The organism is Amycolatopsis sp., assembly GCF_025464955.1.
In the GTDB taxonomy this organism is placed as follows: domain Bacteria; phylum Actinomycetota; class Actinomycetes; order Mycobacteriales; family Pseudonocardiaceae; genus Amycolatopsis.
The window spans coordinates 55,037-70,101 of the sequence record NZ_JAODNM010000117.1 but is presented as its reverse complement, the minus strand read 5'-3'; the positions used below and the strand labels follow the sequence as shown (position 1 = coordinate 70,101).

Annotated in this window: 17 protein-coding genes; 8 read left to right on the top strand and 9 right to left on the bottom strand. The window is 68.6% G+C overall.

Features of this window, described 5'->3' with window-relative positions:
- The first annotated feature begins 129 nt into the window (after nucleotides 1-129).
- The 4 genes from JWQ81_RS28035 to JWQ81_RS28020 all read left to right on the top strand — a co-directional run bounded on the left by JWQ81_RS28035 (nucleotide 130) and on the right by JWQ81_RS28020 (nucleotide 3,667).
- The gene (locus JWQ81_RS28035) at nucleotides 130-1,563 is read left to right on the top strand and encodes a hypothetical protein (protein ID WP_297546155.1); all 1,434 of its coding nucleotides are present in this window, start codon (nucleotides 130-132) and stop codon (nucleotides 1,561-1,563) included.
- Between the two features lie 116 nt (nucleotides 1,564-1,679).
- Nucleotides 1,680-1,994 (top strand): FixH family protein, encoded by a 315-nt coding sequence (locus JWQ81_RS28030; RefSeq protein ID WP_297546152.1) that lies wholly within the window; start codon nucleotides 1,680-1,682, stop codon nucleotides 1,992-1,994.
- Between the two features lie 13 nt (nucleotides 1,995-2,007).
- Nucleotides 2,008-3,141, top strand: coding sequence for a hypothetical protein (locus JWQ81_RS28025; protein ID WP_297546151.1), 1,134 nt, complete (start codon nucleotides 2,008-2,010; stop codon nucleotides 3,139-3,141).
- The gene (locus tag JWQ81_RS28020; protein WP_297546149.1) at nucleotides 3,134-3,667 is read left to right on the top strand and encodes a hypothetical protein; all 534 of its coding nucleotides are present in this window, start codon (nucleotides 3,134-3,136) and stop codon (nucleotides 3,665-3,667) included. The genes JWQ81_RS28025 and JWQ81_RS28020 overlap by 8 nt, the downstream gene beginning before the upstream one ends.
- Nucleotides 3,668-3,756: 89 nt before the next feature.
- Here the strand turns inward: JWQ81_RS28020 and JWQ81_RS28015 are convergent, their stop codons facing one another.
- A complete protein-coding gene (locus tag JWQ81_RS28015; protein WP_297546147.1) occupies nucleotides 3,757-4,014 on the bottom strand; it encodes a DUF397 domain-containing protein in 258 nt (85 codons plus the stop codon).
- 272 nt (nucleotides 4,015-4,286) lie between these two features.
- On the opposite strand from JWQ81_RS28015, the gene JWQ81_RS28010 reads away from it, so the two are divergent.
- Together JWQ81_RS28010 and JWQ81_RS28005 are read left to right on the top strand one after the other, a co-directional pair.
- The gene (locus JWQ81_RS28010) at nucleotides 4,287-4,556 is read left to right on the top strand and encodes a hypothetical protein (RefSeq protein ID WP_297546146.1); all 270 of its coding nucleotides are present in this window, start codon (nucleotides 4,287-4,289) and stop codon (nucleotides 4,554-4,556) included.
- A gap of 6 nt (nucleotides 4,557-4,562) precedes the next feature.
- Complete coding sequence (locus tag JWQ81_RS28005) at nucleotides 4,563-4,820, top strand: hypothetical protein (RefSeq protein WP_297546144.1); 258 nt, start codon at nucleotides 4,563-4,565, stop codon at nucleotides 4,818-4,820.
- A gap of 56 nt (nucleotides 4,821-4,876) precedes the next feature.
- On the opposite strand, the gene JWQ81_RS28000 is transcribed toward JWQ81_RS28005, so the two are convergent.
- Nucleotides 4,877-5,731, bottom strand: a complete 855-nt coding sequence (locus tag JWQ81_RS28000) for an SAM-dependent methyltransferase (protein ID WP_297546143.1) — start codon at nucleotides 5,729-5,731, stop codon at nucleotides 4,877-4,879.
- Between the two features lie 65 nt (nucleotides 5,732-5,796).
- Complete coding sequence (locus JWQ81_RS27995; RefSeq protein ID WP_297546141.1) at nucleotides 5,797-6,654, bottom strand: helix-turn-helix transcriptional regulator; 858 nt, start codon at nucleotides 6,652-6,654, stop codon at nucleotides 5,797-5,799.
- 225 nt (nucleotides 6,655-6,879) lie between these two features.
- Here JWQ81_RS27995 and JWQ81_RS27990 point away from each other — a divergent pair, with 225 nt between their 5' ends.
- Together JWQ81_RS27990 and gndA are read left to right on the top strand one after the other, a co-directional pair.
- Nucleotides 6,880-7,809 carry an MBL fold metallo-hydrolase gene (locus JWQ81_RS27990; RefSeq protein WP_297546140.1) on the top strand — a complete coding sequence of 310 codons (930 nt, stop codon included), beginning with the start codon at nucleotides 6,880-6,882 and terminating at the stop codon, nucleotides 7,807-7,809.
- A gap of 37 nt (nucleotides 7,810-7,846) precedes the next feature.
- A complete protein-coding gene (gene gndA / locus JWQ81_RS27985) occupies nucleotides 7,847-9,286 on the top strand; it encodes an NADP-dependent phosphogluconate dehydrogenase (RefSeq protein ID WP_297546139.1) in 1,440 nt (479 codons plus the stop codon).
- A gap of 89 nt (nucleotides 9,287-9,375) precedes the next feature.
- Here the strand turns inward: gndA and JWQ81_RS27980 are convergent, their stop codons facing one another.
- The 6 genes from JWQ81_RS27980 to JWQ81_RS27955 form a co-directional block, all read right to left on the bottom strand.
- Nucleotides 9,376-10,095, bottom strand: coding sequence for a Clp protease N-terminal domain-containing protein (locus tag JWQ81_RS27980; RefSeq protein WP_297546138.1), 720 nt, complete (start codon nucleotides 10,093-10,095; stop codon nucleotides 9,376-9,378).
- 142 nt (nucleotides 10,096-10,237) lie between these two features.
- Complete coding sequence (locus JWQ81_RS27975; protein WP_297546137.1) at nucleotides 10,238-11,413, bottom strand: 4-hydroxybenzoate 3-monooxygenase; 1,176 nt, start codon at nucleotides 11,411-11,413, stop codon at nucleotides 10,238-10,240.
- Nucleotides 11,414-11,434: 21 nt separating this feature from the next.
- Complete coding sequence (locus JWQ81_RS27970; RefSeq protein WP_297546135.1) at nucleotides 11,435-12,655, bottom strand: FAD-dependent oxidoreductase; 1,221 nt, start codon at nucleotides 12,653-12,655, stop codon at nucleotides 11,435-11,437.
- The gene (locus JWQ81_RS27965) at nucleotides 12,652-12,975 is read right to left on the bottom strand and encodes a 2Fe-2S iron-sulfur cluster-binding protein (protein ID WP_297546133.1); all 324 of its coding nucleotides are present in this window, start codon (nucleotides 12,973-12,975) and stop codon (nucleotides 12,652-12,654) included. Before JWQ81_RS27965 ends, JWQ81_RS27970 begins: the two co-directional genes overlap by 4 nt.
- A gap of 7 nt (nucleotides 12,976-12,982) precedes the next feature.
- Nucleotides 12,983-14,173 carry a cytochrome P450 gene (locus JWQ81_RS27960; RefSeq protein ID WP_297546131.1) on the bottom strand — a complete coding sequence of 397 codons (1,191 nt, stop codon included), beginning with the start codon at nucleotides 14,171-14,173 and terminating at the stop codon, nucleotides 12,983-12,985.
- A 31-nt stretch (nucleotides 14,174-14,204) separates the two neighbouring features.
- A complete protein-coding gene (locus tag JWQ81_RS27955) occupies nucleotides 14,205-15,047 on the bottom strand; it encodes an IclR family transcriptional regulator (RefSeq protein WP_297546129.1) in 843 nt (280 codons plus the stop codon).
- Between the last annotated feature and the right edge of the window lie 18 nt (nucleotides 15,048-15,065).

The following is a 15,065-nucleotide window of genomic DNA, read 5'->3' as shown; positions in this document are numbered from 1 at the left end:
GGGCACAAAAGTGGAAAAGTGCGTACGCGGTTCGACGCGCAACCCCGGGCGGTATCCCCCGAGCAGGGGACGGAAGATCAGCCGTAACCCTGATGTGGTCCGCTCGTATCCTCGCTAACTTTCCTGTCCATGGGGAGAAAAAGGGGGTGGCGCTCAGCGCCGGCCGTCGCGTTCTGCGCGATCGTGCTGGCGCTGAGCGGTGCCACCCCGGCGCTCGCGGACGGCGCGCCGGTCGGCGGCGATATCCAGGTAGCGCAGACGCTCGGAGACCGCGAGCTGACCGTGATCATCCGCCGTGTCGACCCGATTCCGGGGCCCGTGCGCGTTGACATCGTGACACACACCGGCAGCGCGCCAGGTGTGCTCAAACTGCGGTTGACCGCGGGGTCGAGCTTCAGCGAAGCCTCGGTGACACTCGGCGTCACACCTGGGTTCTTCGGCGCGACGCTGCGTGCCGACCAGCCGGGGCCGTGGGAACTCGCGATCGACGACGGGCAGCAGGTCGCCCGGATTCCTTTCGTACTGGCGGCGCGAGTCGTCTCACCCTGGGAACGGGCGACATACGGCGGGTTCGTCGCCGCGGGGTTGTTGTTGCTGGTCGCACTGCTCGTCGCCGTCCGATCGCGGCGGAACTGGGTGGCGCTCATCCCCGCGGCGGGGGTCGTCGCTGCGGTCGCGGTGGCCGTCACAGCGGCACTGCTGTCGGCGAACACGCCGGCACCACCGGCGCCCGGCAGCCAGCTCGATCCGACGCTGGACAACGTCACGGACGCGTATTCGAACCTCCAGTTGTCCACAGTGGACTTCTCACGGCCACCGGTGAACCTCACTGTCAGCGCGCCCGGCGCCCGTTCCGGACAGCCCGCCGACGTCCGGCTCACCCTGACGGACGGCTCGACAGGACGCCCGGTCGACGACCTTCTGGTGCACGACAACGCGTTGATCCACCTCGTCGTCGTCTCGCCGTCCGGCCGGCTCTGGCACCTGCACCCCATCCGCGCCGGGGCCGGGGACTACCGCGTCCGGCTGACTCCGCCGGAATCGGGCACGTACACACTGTCGGCCGAACTGTCGCGGCGTGGCGGCGGGGTACAGCTGGTCCGATCGAACCTGGTCGTCGCAAAGGGAACCAGCGACGTCCCGGCGCCGACACCGGCCGGCCTCGGCGAACGTGACGTCGACGGCAAGCCGGTGGACGTCACGATGACCACGGCCGACGCGGGAAGTCCGAGCACCATCACCGCGCAGTTTCCCACCGCGGATCTGCAGCCATGGCTGGGAATGCTGGGACACATGCTCGTCGTAGGGCCAGTCCGAGAACCCGGCACAGACCAGTTCGCGACGGCACCGATCTGGACACACGTGCACGCGATGGCTCCGGCGACCCCGGGCATGCCGGACCGGCCGGACGAGAGCGTCGCCGCGTATGGCCCGGACGTCCCGTTCACCTACACGTTCCCCCTGCCCGGCCGCTACCGCGTCTGGCTGCAGGCCGAGCGCGGCTACTCCGTACTGACGATTCCGGCGATCGTCGACATCCCCGCTGTTGGAGGCACTCCATGACAACCGAGCCCGCGCCGAAAACAAGACTGCCCGTCACCATGATCACCGCGGTGGCGCTCGTGGTCGCGGGGTTGATCGCCTGGCTCGTCTAGCCGAGCGGCTCGGCGGGAACGACCGTGCTGAACTCCGGCGCCGGCCCCTACAACGTCCGGCTTTCGGTCGACAATCCGAGGCTGGGCACCAATTCCGTGACCGTCGACGTCTCCGACGCCACCGGAGCGCCTGCGGCGCTCAAGACCGTCGCGGTCGAGCCGGTGATGCCGCTGATGGGACATGCCCTCGCGCCGATCACCGCCACCGCCGCCGGACCCGGGCACTACCAGGCGTCGGCGATCGTGCTGCCGATGTCGGGGCAGTGGGAGTTCACCGTCTCCCTGACCGGTCCCGCCGGAGCCGCTCAGGCTGTTTTTCCGTTACTCGTCACCAACTAGGAAAGGATCAGCTATGACGATCGCCGCGTCGGGGGCCTCTGTGGTCACGACGGCACGAGGTTCGACGCGGGGGCTTCCCGCGGCAACCATCGTTCTCGGGGGGACGTTGCTCTCGCTGGTCGGGCTCACGTGGGACGTGCAGTGGCACACCGACGTCGGGCCGGACACGTTTTTCACGCTGCCGCACCTGTTCCTGTACTCAGGCAGCGCGGTCTCGGGCCTGACGAGCCTCATCGTGGTGCTGGCGACGACCGCGGCGACCAGGCGGGGACGTGACGTCGACACGCGCGTCGGAGGCCGCGCCGTCGGTGTCTTCAAGACGTTCAACGCGCCCGCCGGCTACCTCGTTTCGGGCATCGGCGCGGCCGCGTTCCTGCTGTACGGCCTGTGGGACCAGTGGTGGCACGGGCTGTACGGGTTCGACGCGGTGATCAACTCTCCGCCGCACATCGGCCTGCTGCTTTCCGTGTCGGTGACGATGATCGGCACAGTGATGGTGTTCGCCGCGGCCCGCCACGAACGCTGGGGCCTGATCGGCGCACTGGCCGGCCTGGGCGTGCTGCTCGCGTTCAGCATGGTGACCGTGATCGGCCTGCAGAACCTCGACGGCGGCGTGCTCGACCCGATCATCGTCGGCTCGGCGTTCCTGTCGGTGCTGCTGGTGATGATCGGTGCCGGGCTGCGTGGCCGTCCGGGCGGCGCGTTGGGCGTGGCGGTGACCCTCGCGGTGATCCAGGGGGTGTTCTGGTGGTTCTCGCCATGGGCCACCCGCGCCTACGCGGACATGGTCGGCCTGCCCATGCGGGATTACGCGAGCACGGTCCCGCAGATGCCGTCGCTCATGCCGATGTGCCTGATCTTCGTGGCGGCCCTGCTCGAACTCGCCCTGTGGAGCGCGCGAAGCCGTAACCGCCCGATCGGCGCGGTTTCGCTGATCGCCGGCGCGCTGAGCGGGCTGCTGGTGGCGTTGTGCTCGCCACTCCAGACCGCCTGGGTGTTCTCCGCCAAGATGCCGGACTCGACGACGGTCATCGCGACGACAGCCGCCGGTGCGGTACTGGGCGCACTGGCCGGGTTCCTCGGACAGCGGTTCGGCGAATCCCTGCGGCTCCTCGCCCCGAACGCAGAAGGTGGTCAGCATGCGTAGGACACTTCTGGCCCTGCTGGGAGCGATCGGCCTGGTACTGGTGACCGCGCTGCCCGCGAACGCCTACGAGCCGGTGAACGTCGTCCACACCGAACGCGTCCAGGTCGGCCCGTACGGGATGACCGTGGGCTTCAGCACCTGGCCGATCCGGGCGCTGCAGTCGCTGGACTTCACGTTCGCCCCGGACGGCGGAGTCGACGACAAGTCCGGAACGCTCACCACGGTCGGCGCCACCGGCAGCGTCAGCCGCGCGGCACCGCTGGCCCGGCACCCGCGCAAACGCGACGTGTGGGGGCTGGACGTCAAGTCGCTCAAGACGTCCGGGGACTGGACGTTCCGGTTCGCCATCACCGGGCCCCAGGGGAGCGGGGTCGGTGAGCTGAAGAACCTGCAGGTGCTCGAACAGCCAGGCCCACCGATGGCGCTGAGCTGGTCGATCAGCTCAGTCCCGCTGATCGCGCTGGTCGGCTTCCTCGGCTTCGTCTGGCGTCGAACCCGACCACGTCTCCGGCCCTCTGCCGCGTAGGTACACGGACCCCTCGGGGCCACCCTTGTGGCGTTCGACGCCAATGCGGCGGCCGCCATCAGGATGGCCCCGAGGGGTCTTTCACGACGTCAGGTGCCGGGAAGATCGAACTGGCCCGCCTTGACCGCGATCAGGAAGGCCTGCCACTCCCCCGCGTCGAAAACGAACACCGGGCTGCGGGTCAGCTTGGTGTCGCGGACGCCGACCAGGCCGCCCTCGCCGAGGTTGACCTCGACGCAGTTTCCGCCGTTCGGCTCGCTCGCGAAGGACTTCTCCCACGTCGCGTCCTCGAACAGTGTCGCGGCCGTGTTCGGATCGTAATCCGGTGCCGACGGATAATCCGTCATCCTTGGTACCTCCGCGCATCTGTTCGGATCACGGCCGCGCCTGCGCATACCTGCGCATTCCCGCCTTTTAAGTGTCACATCGTCAGCAGCCGCAGGGCCAAGCGGGTGATCAAGTCGGCCGACCCTCGACATGAAGATTATTCCAGGAGTAGGATTAATCTCAGCGACCGGGGCAAGGTTGTTTGTGAATCTCTGCCAAGATGCTGAGCAAGTGATGACTTCTTGCCTGGTCGCGGACCACCACATCGCCAGTCTCGTGGGGGAGGACCAAGGTGATCATCCAAGACGAAATGCCGGCACGCGTGCTGGCGGTCGGTCGGCTCGCGGTCGGCACGGCCGGGGAAACCCGCAGGTCGGCACACTTGTTCGATGTCGGCGAAGACAGCGCCAACCAGACGACGATCTTCGCGCGCTGCGGTGCCGAACTACCGCTGGCCGACGTCGAGTGGCTGCGGCCCGGCTCGGGCATGCCCTGCGAACGCTGTTTGGGGTTCTCCACTGTCGACGCCGGCTTCCGCCCGCGCCGCAACGTGGGGGTGTGACAGCCGATGGCCGTACGCGTCACCCACGCCCCGGAACCCGACGAGGCCGAGGTCGAAAGCCTCGGCCGGGCGCTGCGTCGCCGGTTCGGGTTCAGCCTGCTGGGCAGCCGCGGTGACCTGCCCGAAAAGATGCCCAGCCAGCGCTCGGTCGGCCTGCGAGGCACGCGCCGCCCGTACGTCGTCGCGCGGTCCGCTCGGCCCATCGAGGAGCACCTGCAGCTGAGCCTGCTCTCCCGCGGTTACCCCGCGATGCCCCGCCTCTGACCCGCGTATCCCGTGCCCTCTCTCGACTTCCGAGAGAGGGCACTTTCGCGTCCTGGCTAGGGCTTGCGGCCCAGTCCGACCAGCGCACCGGAGTAGTTCGGGTTGTCGACCACCTTGCGGGTCGCCTTGGACGCGCCCGCGTCGAGGTGCCACTCCGGCGCCCACACCACGCCAGGTTCGACCAGTTCGTAGCCGTCGAAGAAGCGGGTGAACTCGGCACGCGAGCGGTAGTGGAACGGCGTGCTCGACTTCAGGTACTGCTTGCGGATCTCGTGCCGGCTCGCTTCTTCGTCGTCGTGCGGGATGCCGTCGTCGGTCAGGTGGCTGGTCAGGAAGTACGAGCCGGACGGCAGCAGGTCCCGGTAGCGGGCGACAACGGTGTGCGGGTCGTCCTCCGGGCTCACGAAGTACAGGACGCTGGCCATGATCAGGCCGATCGGACGCTCGGTGTCGAGGACGCCGGTCGCGAGCGCCTTGCGCCAGATGTCGTGCGGGTCCCGCAGATCGCCGTGAACGACGGCGTGGCGTTCCGGGTCGCCGTCGCGCTCGAGCAGGACCCGGGAATGGGCCACCGCGACCGGCTCGTTGTCGACGTAGACGCACCGGCTGCCGGGGTTGATCGAGTCGGCGATCTCGTGCACGTTGCCGACGGTCGGGACGCCGGATCCGAGGTCCAGGAACTGGTCGATACCCTGCCTGGACAGGTAGGTCACGCCGCGGCCGAGGAACTCCCGGCCGATCTTGGCGATCATCTTGATCTGCGGGAACGTCTCCACCGCACGGGCGCCGAACTCGCGGTCGATCGCCCAGTTCGCGGTGCCGCCGAGGAACCAGTCGTAGATCCGCGCCGCGTTGGGCCGATCGAGGTCGACCCCTTCCGGAATGAAGGCAGGGTCATTTCCTGTGGACATCGACACTCCTAGGGCGGGGGGAATATTTCAAACCTTACGCAGGTCCGCGCCGTCCCCGCACGACCCTAGGCGTTCATCTGCCGTCGGTAGGTGTCGGCGAGGCCCAGCAGGAACTGCCGGGTCTCCTGCCGTTCCAGCGCGGCGCCGCGCAGCCTGTCCCACGAGTCGACGAAGAGCTGGAAGTCCTTGTCGTCGTCGAGGTAGAGCCCGCCCGCCGAGTGTTCGATGTAGACGAAGTCGCGGGTGCGGTCGGGGAACCGCATGATGGTGAAGTCGTTGGGCACCGACGCCAGCCGCGCGCCGAACGGCAGGACGTGGACGTACACCCGCGGCCGCCGGTCCAGCGCCAGGAGGTGCTCGACCTGGTCCAGCATCACCGCCGGCGCGACCCCGCCGGGCGCGCGGCGCAGGGCGCCCTCGCTGATGATGAACCGGTAGTACGGCGGCTGCTGCTGGTCGAACACGGCCTTGCGGTCGAGCCGGTTGCGCACCAGCGACGTGACGTCGGTGGCGCCGGCCTCGGTGAACTGCTTGAGCATGTAGTGCTCGGACTGCAGCGGGCCGGGGATGCGCTCGCCGTGCCAAGTGAGGATCTCCGCGGCGGCCGGTTCGAGGTCGGTGAACGTCCGGAACCAGTGCGGTACCACTGACCGGTACCCGGACCACTGGCCGCGCTGGCCCGCCGCCGCCCGCGCCAGGCCCATCAGCGCTTCGGCCTCGTCTCCGTTGATCCCGAACGCCTCGAGCATCGACCGGACGTCGCCGAGCTTGACCCCCACCGCGCCGGACTCGATCTTGTTGACCTTGCCCTGGGTGCAGCCGAGTACCTCGGCGACCTGCTGCTGGGTGAGCTTCGACGCGTTACGGGCATGCCGGAGCTCGTTGCCGAGCTGCTTGCGTCGAGAGGTGACCGTACTGGCCATCAGACTTGCGCTCCCGGTACCTCGATCAGTGCCACGACACCCCTACCGCGGCTCCCCGTGCTAACAAGTCGACACTCCCGGTACTTGATCGATGGCGGAGTTCGATGATGACATCGGGCAGCGTTCCAGGAAAGACCGGGGAAAGCTAGTTACCAGTGCGTTGGGCTTGTCCTCGGCGGGTCCTCAACCAGCAGCATTAGGCCATTTGGAGGCATAGTGGACGTCGTGTCCACCGACCAAGATCGTTCCGCGGCCGCGGCGAGCGTGCAGGAAGTCACCGAAGGCGTCTTCGCCTACGTTCAGCCGGACGGGTCGTGGTGGATCAACAACTGCGGCTTCCTCGACGGCGGCGACCACACGGTCCTCATCGACACCTGCTCGACCGAGGCGCGCACCCGCGCGCTGCTGGCCGCGTCGACCGGCACCACCGGATCGACCGTGACGAAGGTGATCAACACCCACCACCACGGCGATCACACCCACGGCAACTACCTGGCGTCGGACGCCGTGGTCATCGGGCACCGCAAGACCAGGGAAGCGATGCTCGACGCCGGCCTCGACACCTACGAAGGCCTGTTCTCCGGCAGCGACTGGGGACACCTCGAGCTGCGGCCACCGGAGATCGTCTTCGACGACCGGCTGACGGTGTACGCGGGCGGCCACACCATCGAACTGATCCATCCCGGCCACGCCGCCCACACGACCAACGACGTCCTCGTGTGGCTGCCCGAGCAGCGGGTGCTGTTCTCCGGCGACCTGGTGTTCAACGGCGGCAGCCCGTTCGCGCTGATGGGCTCGGTCGCCGGTTCACGGGCCGCGCTCGACGTCATCCGCGAGCTCGAACCGCGCGTGATCGTGCCGGGTCACGGCCCGGTGTGCGACCTGTCACAGCTCGATCCGCTCGACGCCTACCTCGCGTTCGTCCAGCGACTTGCCGAGCAGGGGAAGGAATCCGGCCGCACACCGTTGGAACTGGCAAGGGAAGCAGACCTCGGCGAGTTCGCCGGGTGGGGCGAACTCGAACGACTCCCGGCGAACCTGCACCGCGCCTACGCCGAGCTCGACGGCGCGGAATGGGGCGCCGAAATCGACCTCGTCGCGGCGTCGGTGGACATGGTGACCTACAACGGCGGGCCCGTCCGGTGCTTCAACTAGCGATAGTGTTCTCACAGGCTTACGGGAAGGGTTCAGCATGAGCAAGAAGGCGAGCATCGGGGTCACCGGACTGGCGGTCATGGGCCGGAATCTGGCCCGCAACCTCGCGCGGCACGGCCACACGGTGGCCCTGCACAACCGTTCCGAGCAGCGGACCCGCGACCTGGTGGACCAGTTCGGCGACGAGGGCGACTTCATCCCCGCGTACACCGCGCAGGAGTTCGTCGACGCGCTCGACAAGCCCCGCCAGATCGTGATCATGGTCAAGGCCGGCGCGCCGACCGACGCCGTCATCGACGAGTTCGCGCCCCTGCTGGAAAAGGGCGACGTGATCGTCGACGCCGGGAACGCGCATTTCGCGGACACCCGGCGGCGCGAAGCGGCCCTGCGCGAGCAAGGGCTGCACTTCGTCGGCACCGGCGTTTCCGGTGGTGAGGAAGGCGCCCTGAACGGGCCGAGCATCATGCCCGGCGGGTCGGCGGAGTCGTACAAAACGCTCGGACCGCTGTTCGAGGACATCTCGGCCAAGGTCGACGGCCAGCCGTGCTGCACCCACATCGGTGAAGACGGTGCCGGCCACTTCGTGAAGATGGTGCACAACGGCATCGAGTACGCCGACATGCAGCTCATCGCGGAGGCGTTCGACCTGCTGCGCCACGCGGGCGGCTACGAGCCCGCCCAGATCGCCGAGGTGTTCCGCACCTGGAACACTGGGCGGCTCGACTCGTACCTGATCGAGATCACCGCCGACGTCCTCTCGCACGTCGACAGCGCGACCGGCAAGCCGTTCGTCGACATCGTCGTCGACCAGGCCGAGCAGAAGGGCACCGGCCGCTGGACGGTCCAAATCGGACTGGACCTCGGCGTGCCGATCAGCGGGATCGCCGAGGCGGTGTTCGCGCGTTCGCTGTCCGGGTCCGCGGAGCTGCGCAAGGCGGCCAGCGGACTGACCGGGCCGAAGGTCACGCCACTGTCCGGCGCGGAGGCGGAGAAGTTCGCCGACGACGTCGAGCAGGCGCTGTACGCGTCGAAGGTCGTCGCGTACGCCCAGGGCTTCAACCAGATCCAGGCCGGCGGTGCCGAGTACGGCTGGGAGATCGACCTGGGCAAGGTCGCGTCGATCTGGCGCGGCGGCTGCATCATCCGGGCGAAGTTCCTCAACGACATCACCGCGGCGTACGCGGAGAACCCGAGCCTGCCGACGCTGCTGACGGCCGGGGTCTTCCGCCAGGCCGTCGAGGACGCGCAGGACGCGTGGCGTTCGGTGATCGCCACCGCGGTGCGGCTCGGCATCCCGACGCCGGGCTTCTCCACCGCGCTGGCGTACTACGACGGCCTGCGCGCGGAGCGGCTGCCGGCCGCGCTGGTCCAAGCCCAGCGTGACTTCTTCGGTGCGCACACGTACCGCCGCGTCGACTCCGGCGGCTCGTTCCACACCGCGTGGGCTGCCGACGGCCGCCCGGAAGCCTCCGCCTGACGTCTAGAGCTCGTGAGTGGTTAGGCCGGTTACTGTGCCCTGCGGGGCACCCGCACCCGGGCGTGCCCAACCACTCACGAGTTCTTGCGTTAGAGGCTCTTGCGCTCGTCCAGGATGGCGGCGAGGGCGGCGATGACGACGGGTTCGGTCGCCGCCTTGGTGATCCCGCTGTCGGCGAGGACGCCGGTGCCGTCCTCGTGCTCCAGCAGGGCGAGCAGGATGTGCTCGGTCCCGATGAAGTTGTGCCCCAGCCGAAGAGCTTCGCGGAACGTCAACTCCAGCGCCTTCTTCGCCTGCGCGTCGAACGGGATCAGTCTGGGCGATTCGTCGCCGCCGGGAGGCAGCGCCGCAAGGGCGTTCTGCCGCACGGTTTCCAGCTCCACCCCCAGCGCGACAATGGCCCTCACGGCCAGCCCGTCCGGTTCAGTCAGGAGCCCCAGCACCAGGTGCGCGGGCTGGATCTCGGGGTTCTTCGCCTCCCCGGCCGCTTCCTGGGACGCCATGATGACCTTCCGCGCACGGTCGGTGTAGCGGCTGAAGCCCTGGTTGGGGTCGAGGTCGGACTGCTCGCCGGGCTTGGTCACGAATCGTTTCTGCACGGCTTGCTTGGACACGCCCATGCTCTTGCCGATGTCGGTCCAAGACGCGCCGGAGCGACGTGCCTGGTCGACGAAGTGGCCGATGAGGTGATCCGCCACGTCACCGAGGTGATCGGCGGCGATTACGGCGTCGGAAAGCTGGTCGAGGGCGTCGGTGTGCACCTTCTTGATGGCATCGATGAGGTCGTCGAGTCGAATCTGGTTGTCCATGCCGTCAACCATAGGTTGACGATTCCCTCTCCGTCAACCCAAAGTTGACGCCCGCTCGTCCGCACCCATCGCAACTCGACGGCGAGTTGCGGTACTTAGCGTGCACAAGGATCGCAACTCGACGGCGAGTTGCGGGTGGGGGTCAGGCGAAGGGGAGGCCGACGTAGTTTTCGGCGAGGCTGGTGGCGGCGGCGCGGGAGGACGCGGTGTAGCGCAGTTGCGAGAGCTGCAGACGGTGCTGGAAGACGTCGGCGTCCGGGTCGACGTGCAGCATCGACGTCATGTACCAGGAGAAGTGCTCGGCCCGCCACACCCGCTTGAGACAGGTGTCCGAATAGGACTCCGCCAGCTCGGACGAGTTGTGCTGAAGCAATTCCACTAGCGCACGCGAGAGGACGCGGATGTCGGCGACGGCCAGGTTCATGCCCTTCGCGCCGGTCGGCGGCACGATGTGGGCCGCGTCGCCGGCCAGGAACAGCCGCCCGTACCGCATCGGCTCGACGACGTGACTGCGCATCGGCGTGATGCTCTTGTCCAGCAACGGGCCTTCGTGCAACGAGAAGTCCGCGTCGGTCTTCAGCCGCAGGCTCAGCTCCGACCAGATCCGGTCGTCGGACCAGTCGGCCAGCTTCTCGTCCGGCGCCACCTGCAGGTATGCGCGGGTGAGCTCCGGCGAACGCATGCTGTGCAACGCGAACCCGCGCTCGTGGTGGGCGTAGATCAGCTCCTCGGACGACGGCGGCGTCTGCGCCAGCACGCCCAGCCACGCGAACGGGTACTGCCGGTCGAACGCCCGCAGCCCACCCGCGGGCACCGCAGGCCTGCTGATGCCGTGGAACCCGTCGCAACCGGCGACCACATCGGCGTCGACAACCTGCGAAACCCCAGTCACGTCACGATAATCGACCCGCGGCCGGTCAGTGTCCAAACCGGACAGCGAAACCCCGGACACCTCGAACTCGATCGGCCAGCCCTTGGCCTCGTGCGCGTCGATCAGGTCCTTGACGATCTCCTGCTGCCCGTACACCATGATCGCCTTGCCGGTGAGCTCGGTCAACGCTACCCGATGGTCCGAGCCGTCGAAGCGAAGCGAGAAACCCTCGTGCCGCAAGCCTTCGGCGTCCAGTCGAGTGCCGAGGCCGATTTCGCGCAGCAGCTCGACGGTCGGCTGCTCGCACACCCCGGCCCGCATCCGCTTACGCACGTACTCGCGGCTGCGGGCCTCCAACAGCACGACGTCCAGGCCCTCGGACCGCAGCAGATAGGACAGCAGCAGTCCGGCCGGACCTGCTCCGATGACGACGACCTGGGTCCGCAAGTTCTTACCTCCCACTAGATCTCATGCCGCGGTGAGCGACTTGAGATGTTCCTTCAGATTGAAACCGCTGGCACGCAGCTCTTCCAGCGTCGTCGGACGCCCAGTGGCGAGCAGCCGCCGGGCCGACATGTGGTCGACGGGCCGGTTGACCGACTCCACCGCGACCAGCACGCCGTCCAAAAAGGACAGCACGGAGAACTTGCCTTCGGCCGGGTCGCCGAACACCTCGGTGGTGTCGTACCCGGTGCCGATTCCGGCGATCTGGAGCTTGTTGCCGAGCTGGTCGGTCCAGAACCACGGCACACTGTCGTAGGCCGCCGGCTCGCCGGCGATCCCCGCCGCGACGAACCGGCCCTGGTCGACGGCGTTCTGCACGGACTCCAGCCGCGTCGCGCACCGCGCGTGCAGGCTGGGGAAGTTGGCGCAGTCCCCGATTGCGGACACGGCCGGGTCACTGGTGTGCAGCAGGTCGTCGACGACGATCCCGTTCTGGACGTCGAGTCCGGATGCCTCCGCCAGCGCGGTCTCCGGGATCACGCCGACACCTACGAGCACGAGGTCGGCCGGGATCCGGCGGCCGTCGGTCAGCTCGACCGACTCGACCTGGCCATCGGTGCCGTGCATGGCGACAACCCCTTGGCCCAGCAGCAAAATCGTGCCGGCGCTCTCATGCGCCTTGGCGAAGTGGGCGGAGATCTCGTGAGTCGCGACCCTGGCCAGCAGCCGGTCCTGGACCTCGACGACCGTGACCGGTTTTCCCGCGTGCGAAGCGAATTCGAGGCCGATGAAACCGCCGCCGATCACCACGACGTCGTTCGCCGCCTCCAACGCGCCGCGCAACACGTCGGCGTCCGCACGAGTCCGCAGGCCGTACACCCCGCCGAGTTCGGCGCCAGGCACCGGGAGCGGCCGGTTGCGCGCGCCCGTGGCGAGGATGACGTGGTCGTACGGGTACTTCGTGCCGTCGGACAGCTCGACCTGCCGGTTGTCCCGATCCAGCCGCGCGACCCGCCCGTTCACCAGCTCGATCTCGCTGCGCTCGAAGAAGACGTCCGGCCGCAGGAACAGCCTGTCCTCGCCCGCGCTGCCGTCGAGGTACGCCTTCGACAGCGGCGGCCGCTGGTACGGCATGCCGGGCTCGTCGCCGATGAGCACCACTCGTCCGTCGAAGCCCTTGTCCCGCAGTGACGCCGCGGCCTGCAAGCCGGCCTGTCCCGATCCGACGACGACAACTGTGCTCATTCCTGCTCCTCGGGTACGCGCAGGACCAGCCCATCGAGGTCTTCCGTCACCGTCACCTGGCAGGACAACCTGCTGGAAACCTCACGGGGGCTGGCCGTGCAGTCCAACATCTCGTCTTCATCTGAGCACATCGGTCCAAGGTCGTCGAGGCGACCGGGATCGGCGTAGACGTGGCAAGTCGCGCACATCACGTTTCCCCCGCACTGGGCGACGATGCCGTTGACACCGGCGTCGACCGCGGCCTGCATCACCGAGCCGCCCAGCGCCGCGTCGACGGTCCGCTCGACGCCGTCGTCCTGGATGAAAGTGAGCTTGGGCATCAGCGCCTCACCCGACCCGGACCGGCAGGGTTTGCAAGCCGCGCAAGGTATTGCTGAGCTGCCGGACCGGCGGCCCGGCGAGTTCGAGGGTCTCGACCTGCCGGGCCAGCGCTCCCAGCAGTGCCTCGCCTTCGAGCCGGGCCAGCATCTGCCCGACGCACGCGTGCGTGCCCGCGCCGAAGCCGACATGGCCGGCCGCGCGGCGCGAGAGGTCGAACTCGTCCGGGTTTTCCCACTCGCGTGGGTCCCGGTTGGCGGCGCCGAGGAAGGTGAGCACCTTCTCCCCCGCGGGCAGCGTCACGCCGGCGATCTGGACGTCGACGGTCGTCGTTCGGAAGAACGTCTGCACCGGCGATTCGAACCGGATGGTCTCCTCGAAAGCGGCCCTGGCCAGCGACGGGTCCGCACGCAGCGCCTGCCACTGGTCCTGGTGCGTCGCCAGGCAGAAGACCGCGTTGCCAAGCCCGTGCACGGTCGTGTCGACGCCCGCGGACAGGAACGACCGGACGAGCAACGCGCGCTCGCCGGGCTCGTAGCCCTCTTCCGCGGCTGCCTGGTGGATCAGCGCGCCGACGCCGTCCGGGCTGAGCGCGTCAGCCTCGCAGTGCGCCATGATCCAGTCGCGGACGGCCACGCCACCGGCCATGGCCTCCTCGAAGAGGTGATTGCGGGGGCCGAACCCGTTGAACACCATGCTCCCGTAGGGCAGCAGGTTCTCCCGGCCGTCCGGCGGAAGCCCGACGGCGTCCGGGAAGACCTGCAGCGGGAACGCCTCCGCGAGGTCGGCGACGACGTCGAAAGTCCCTCTGTCCAGCAGCTTGCCGACGAGTACTTCGGCCGCCTGCGTGAACGTGTCCCGGAACCGGCGGACGACCTTCGGCGTGAGGACCTTCGTGATCGCGTGGCGGGCGCGGGTGTGCTCCGGCTGGTCCGCCTCCAGCAGCAGGCTCGGCGCGCGCCACGGCGTCTCCTTGCGGAAGTCCGTCAACCCGACGCCGGCGCTGGAACAGAACGTCGCCGGGTCGGTGAGTACCGCCCGGACCTGCGCGAACCTGGCGAACGCCCAGACGCGGTAGTGATCGAGGTACACCACCGGACCGGCGTCGCGGAGCGCTCGGTGCGCGTCGTAGGGGTCGTCAAGAAAGGCGTCGGAAAACGGGTCGAGGTCGCTGTGGGGGACGACGGCGGTGGCGGTCACGGCGGGCCTTTCCGGTCTCGGGAGGTACCGCTCAGCCTGCGTTCCCTGCCTCCGCCCCGCCACGCTCCTTCCACTCAGTGGAAGTCTCTCGGAACGCTTCGCGGGACATCCGGGTCGCGCTGGGGGCGCCGAGTGCCCGCGAGATGCCGCGGGCGGCGGCGCGCACGGCCGGGACGAGCGTGCGCGGGTCGGTTCCCGTCGACGGGACGACCACCGAGATCGCGGCGACGACGTGGTCCCCCGGGCCCTGGACGGGCGCCGCGACCGACAGCGCGGGCAGCTCGATCTGACCGTCGCTGATCGCGAACCCGTCCCGGCGGACGTCCGCCAGAACCCGCCTGAGCTGCGAAGACGACGAAATCGTCCGGTCGGTGTAGCGCTTCAACGGCCCGGCCAGCATGTCCTCCTGGACTTCGGCAGGCGCGTGGGCGAGCAGGACCAAGCCCACCCCGGTCGCGTGCGCGGGCAGCCGCCCACCGGCCCGCGACACGACGTTCACCGCACCACGGCCGGAAATCCGTTCCAGGTAGACGACATCGGGCACGTCCAACACCGCGAGCTGGACATTCTGGTGCGTGGCCTCATAAAGGTCCTCAAGGAACGGCATCGAGCTCTCCCGCAGGCCCATGCCGTGCGAAGAAAGCGACGCGACCTCCCACACCCACAGGCCGACGCGATATCGGCTCGCGCCATCCCGTTCGAGCGCACCCCGGCGGACCAGCCCGGCGACGATCCGGTGCGTGCTCGACAGCGGGATCCCGGTCCGGCGGCTCAGCTCGGACAAGCTCAGGGCCGGACGTTCCGAGCTGAACGCGTCGAGGACGTCGAGCACCCGCTCCGAAACCGAAGGCGGGCTTTCGCCCGTGTGCCGCATTGCCCGATCGTCACACAA

Bases quoted from the DNA above. Each gene is read 5' to 3' on its own strand.
- JWQ81_RS28000 (WP_297546143.1), bottom strand. From the start codon at position 5,731: ATGTCCACAGGAAATGACCCTGCCTTCATTCCGGAAGGGGTCGACCTC.
- JWQ81_RS27965 (WP_297546133.1), bottom strand. From the start codon at position 12,975: ATGCCCAAGCTCACTTTCATCCAGGACGACGGCGTCGAGCGGACCGTC.
- JWQ81_RS28005 (WP_297546144.1), top strand. From the start codon at position 4,563: ATGGCCGTACGCGTCACCCACGCCCCGGAACCCGACGAGGCCGAGGTC.
- JWQ81_RS28020 (WP_297546149.1), top strand. From the start codon at position 3,134: ATGCGTAGGACACTTCTGGCCCTGCTGGGAGCGATCGGCCTGGTACTG.
- gndA (WP_297546139.1), top strand. From the start codon at position 7,847: ATGAGCAAGAAGGCGAGCATCGGGGTCACCGGACTGGCGGTCATGGGC.
- JWQ81_RS27970 (WP_297546135.1), bottom strand. From the start codon at position 12,655: ATGAGCACAGTTGTCGTCGTCGGATCGGGACAGGCCGGCTTGCAGGCC.
- JWQ81_RS27980 (WP_297546138.1), bottom strand. From the start codon at position 10,095: ATGGACAACCAGATTCGACTCGACGACCTCATCGATGCCATCAAGAAG.
- JWQ81_RS27955 (WP_297546129.1), bottom strand. From the start codon at position 15,047: ATGCGGCACACGGGCGAAAGCCCGCCTTCGGTTTCGGAGCGGGTGCTC.
- JWQ81_RS28015 (WP_297546147.1), bottom strand. From the start codon at position 4,014: ATGACGGATTATCCGTCGGCACCGGATTACGATCCGAACACGGCCGCG.
- JWQ81_RS28025 (WP_297546151.1), top strand. From the start codon at position 2,008: ATGACGATCGCCGCGTCGGGGGCCTCTGTGGTCACGACGGCACGAGGT.
- JWQ81_RS27995 (WP_297546141.1), bottom strand. From the start codon at position 6,654: ATGGCCAGTACGGTCACCTCTCGACGCAAGCAGCTCGGCAACGAGCTC.
- JWQ81_RS28035 (WP_297546155.1), top strand. From the start codon at position 130: ATGGGGAGAAAAAGGGGGTGGCGCTCAGCGCCGGCCGTCGCGTTCTGC.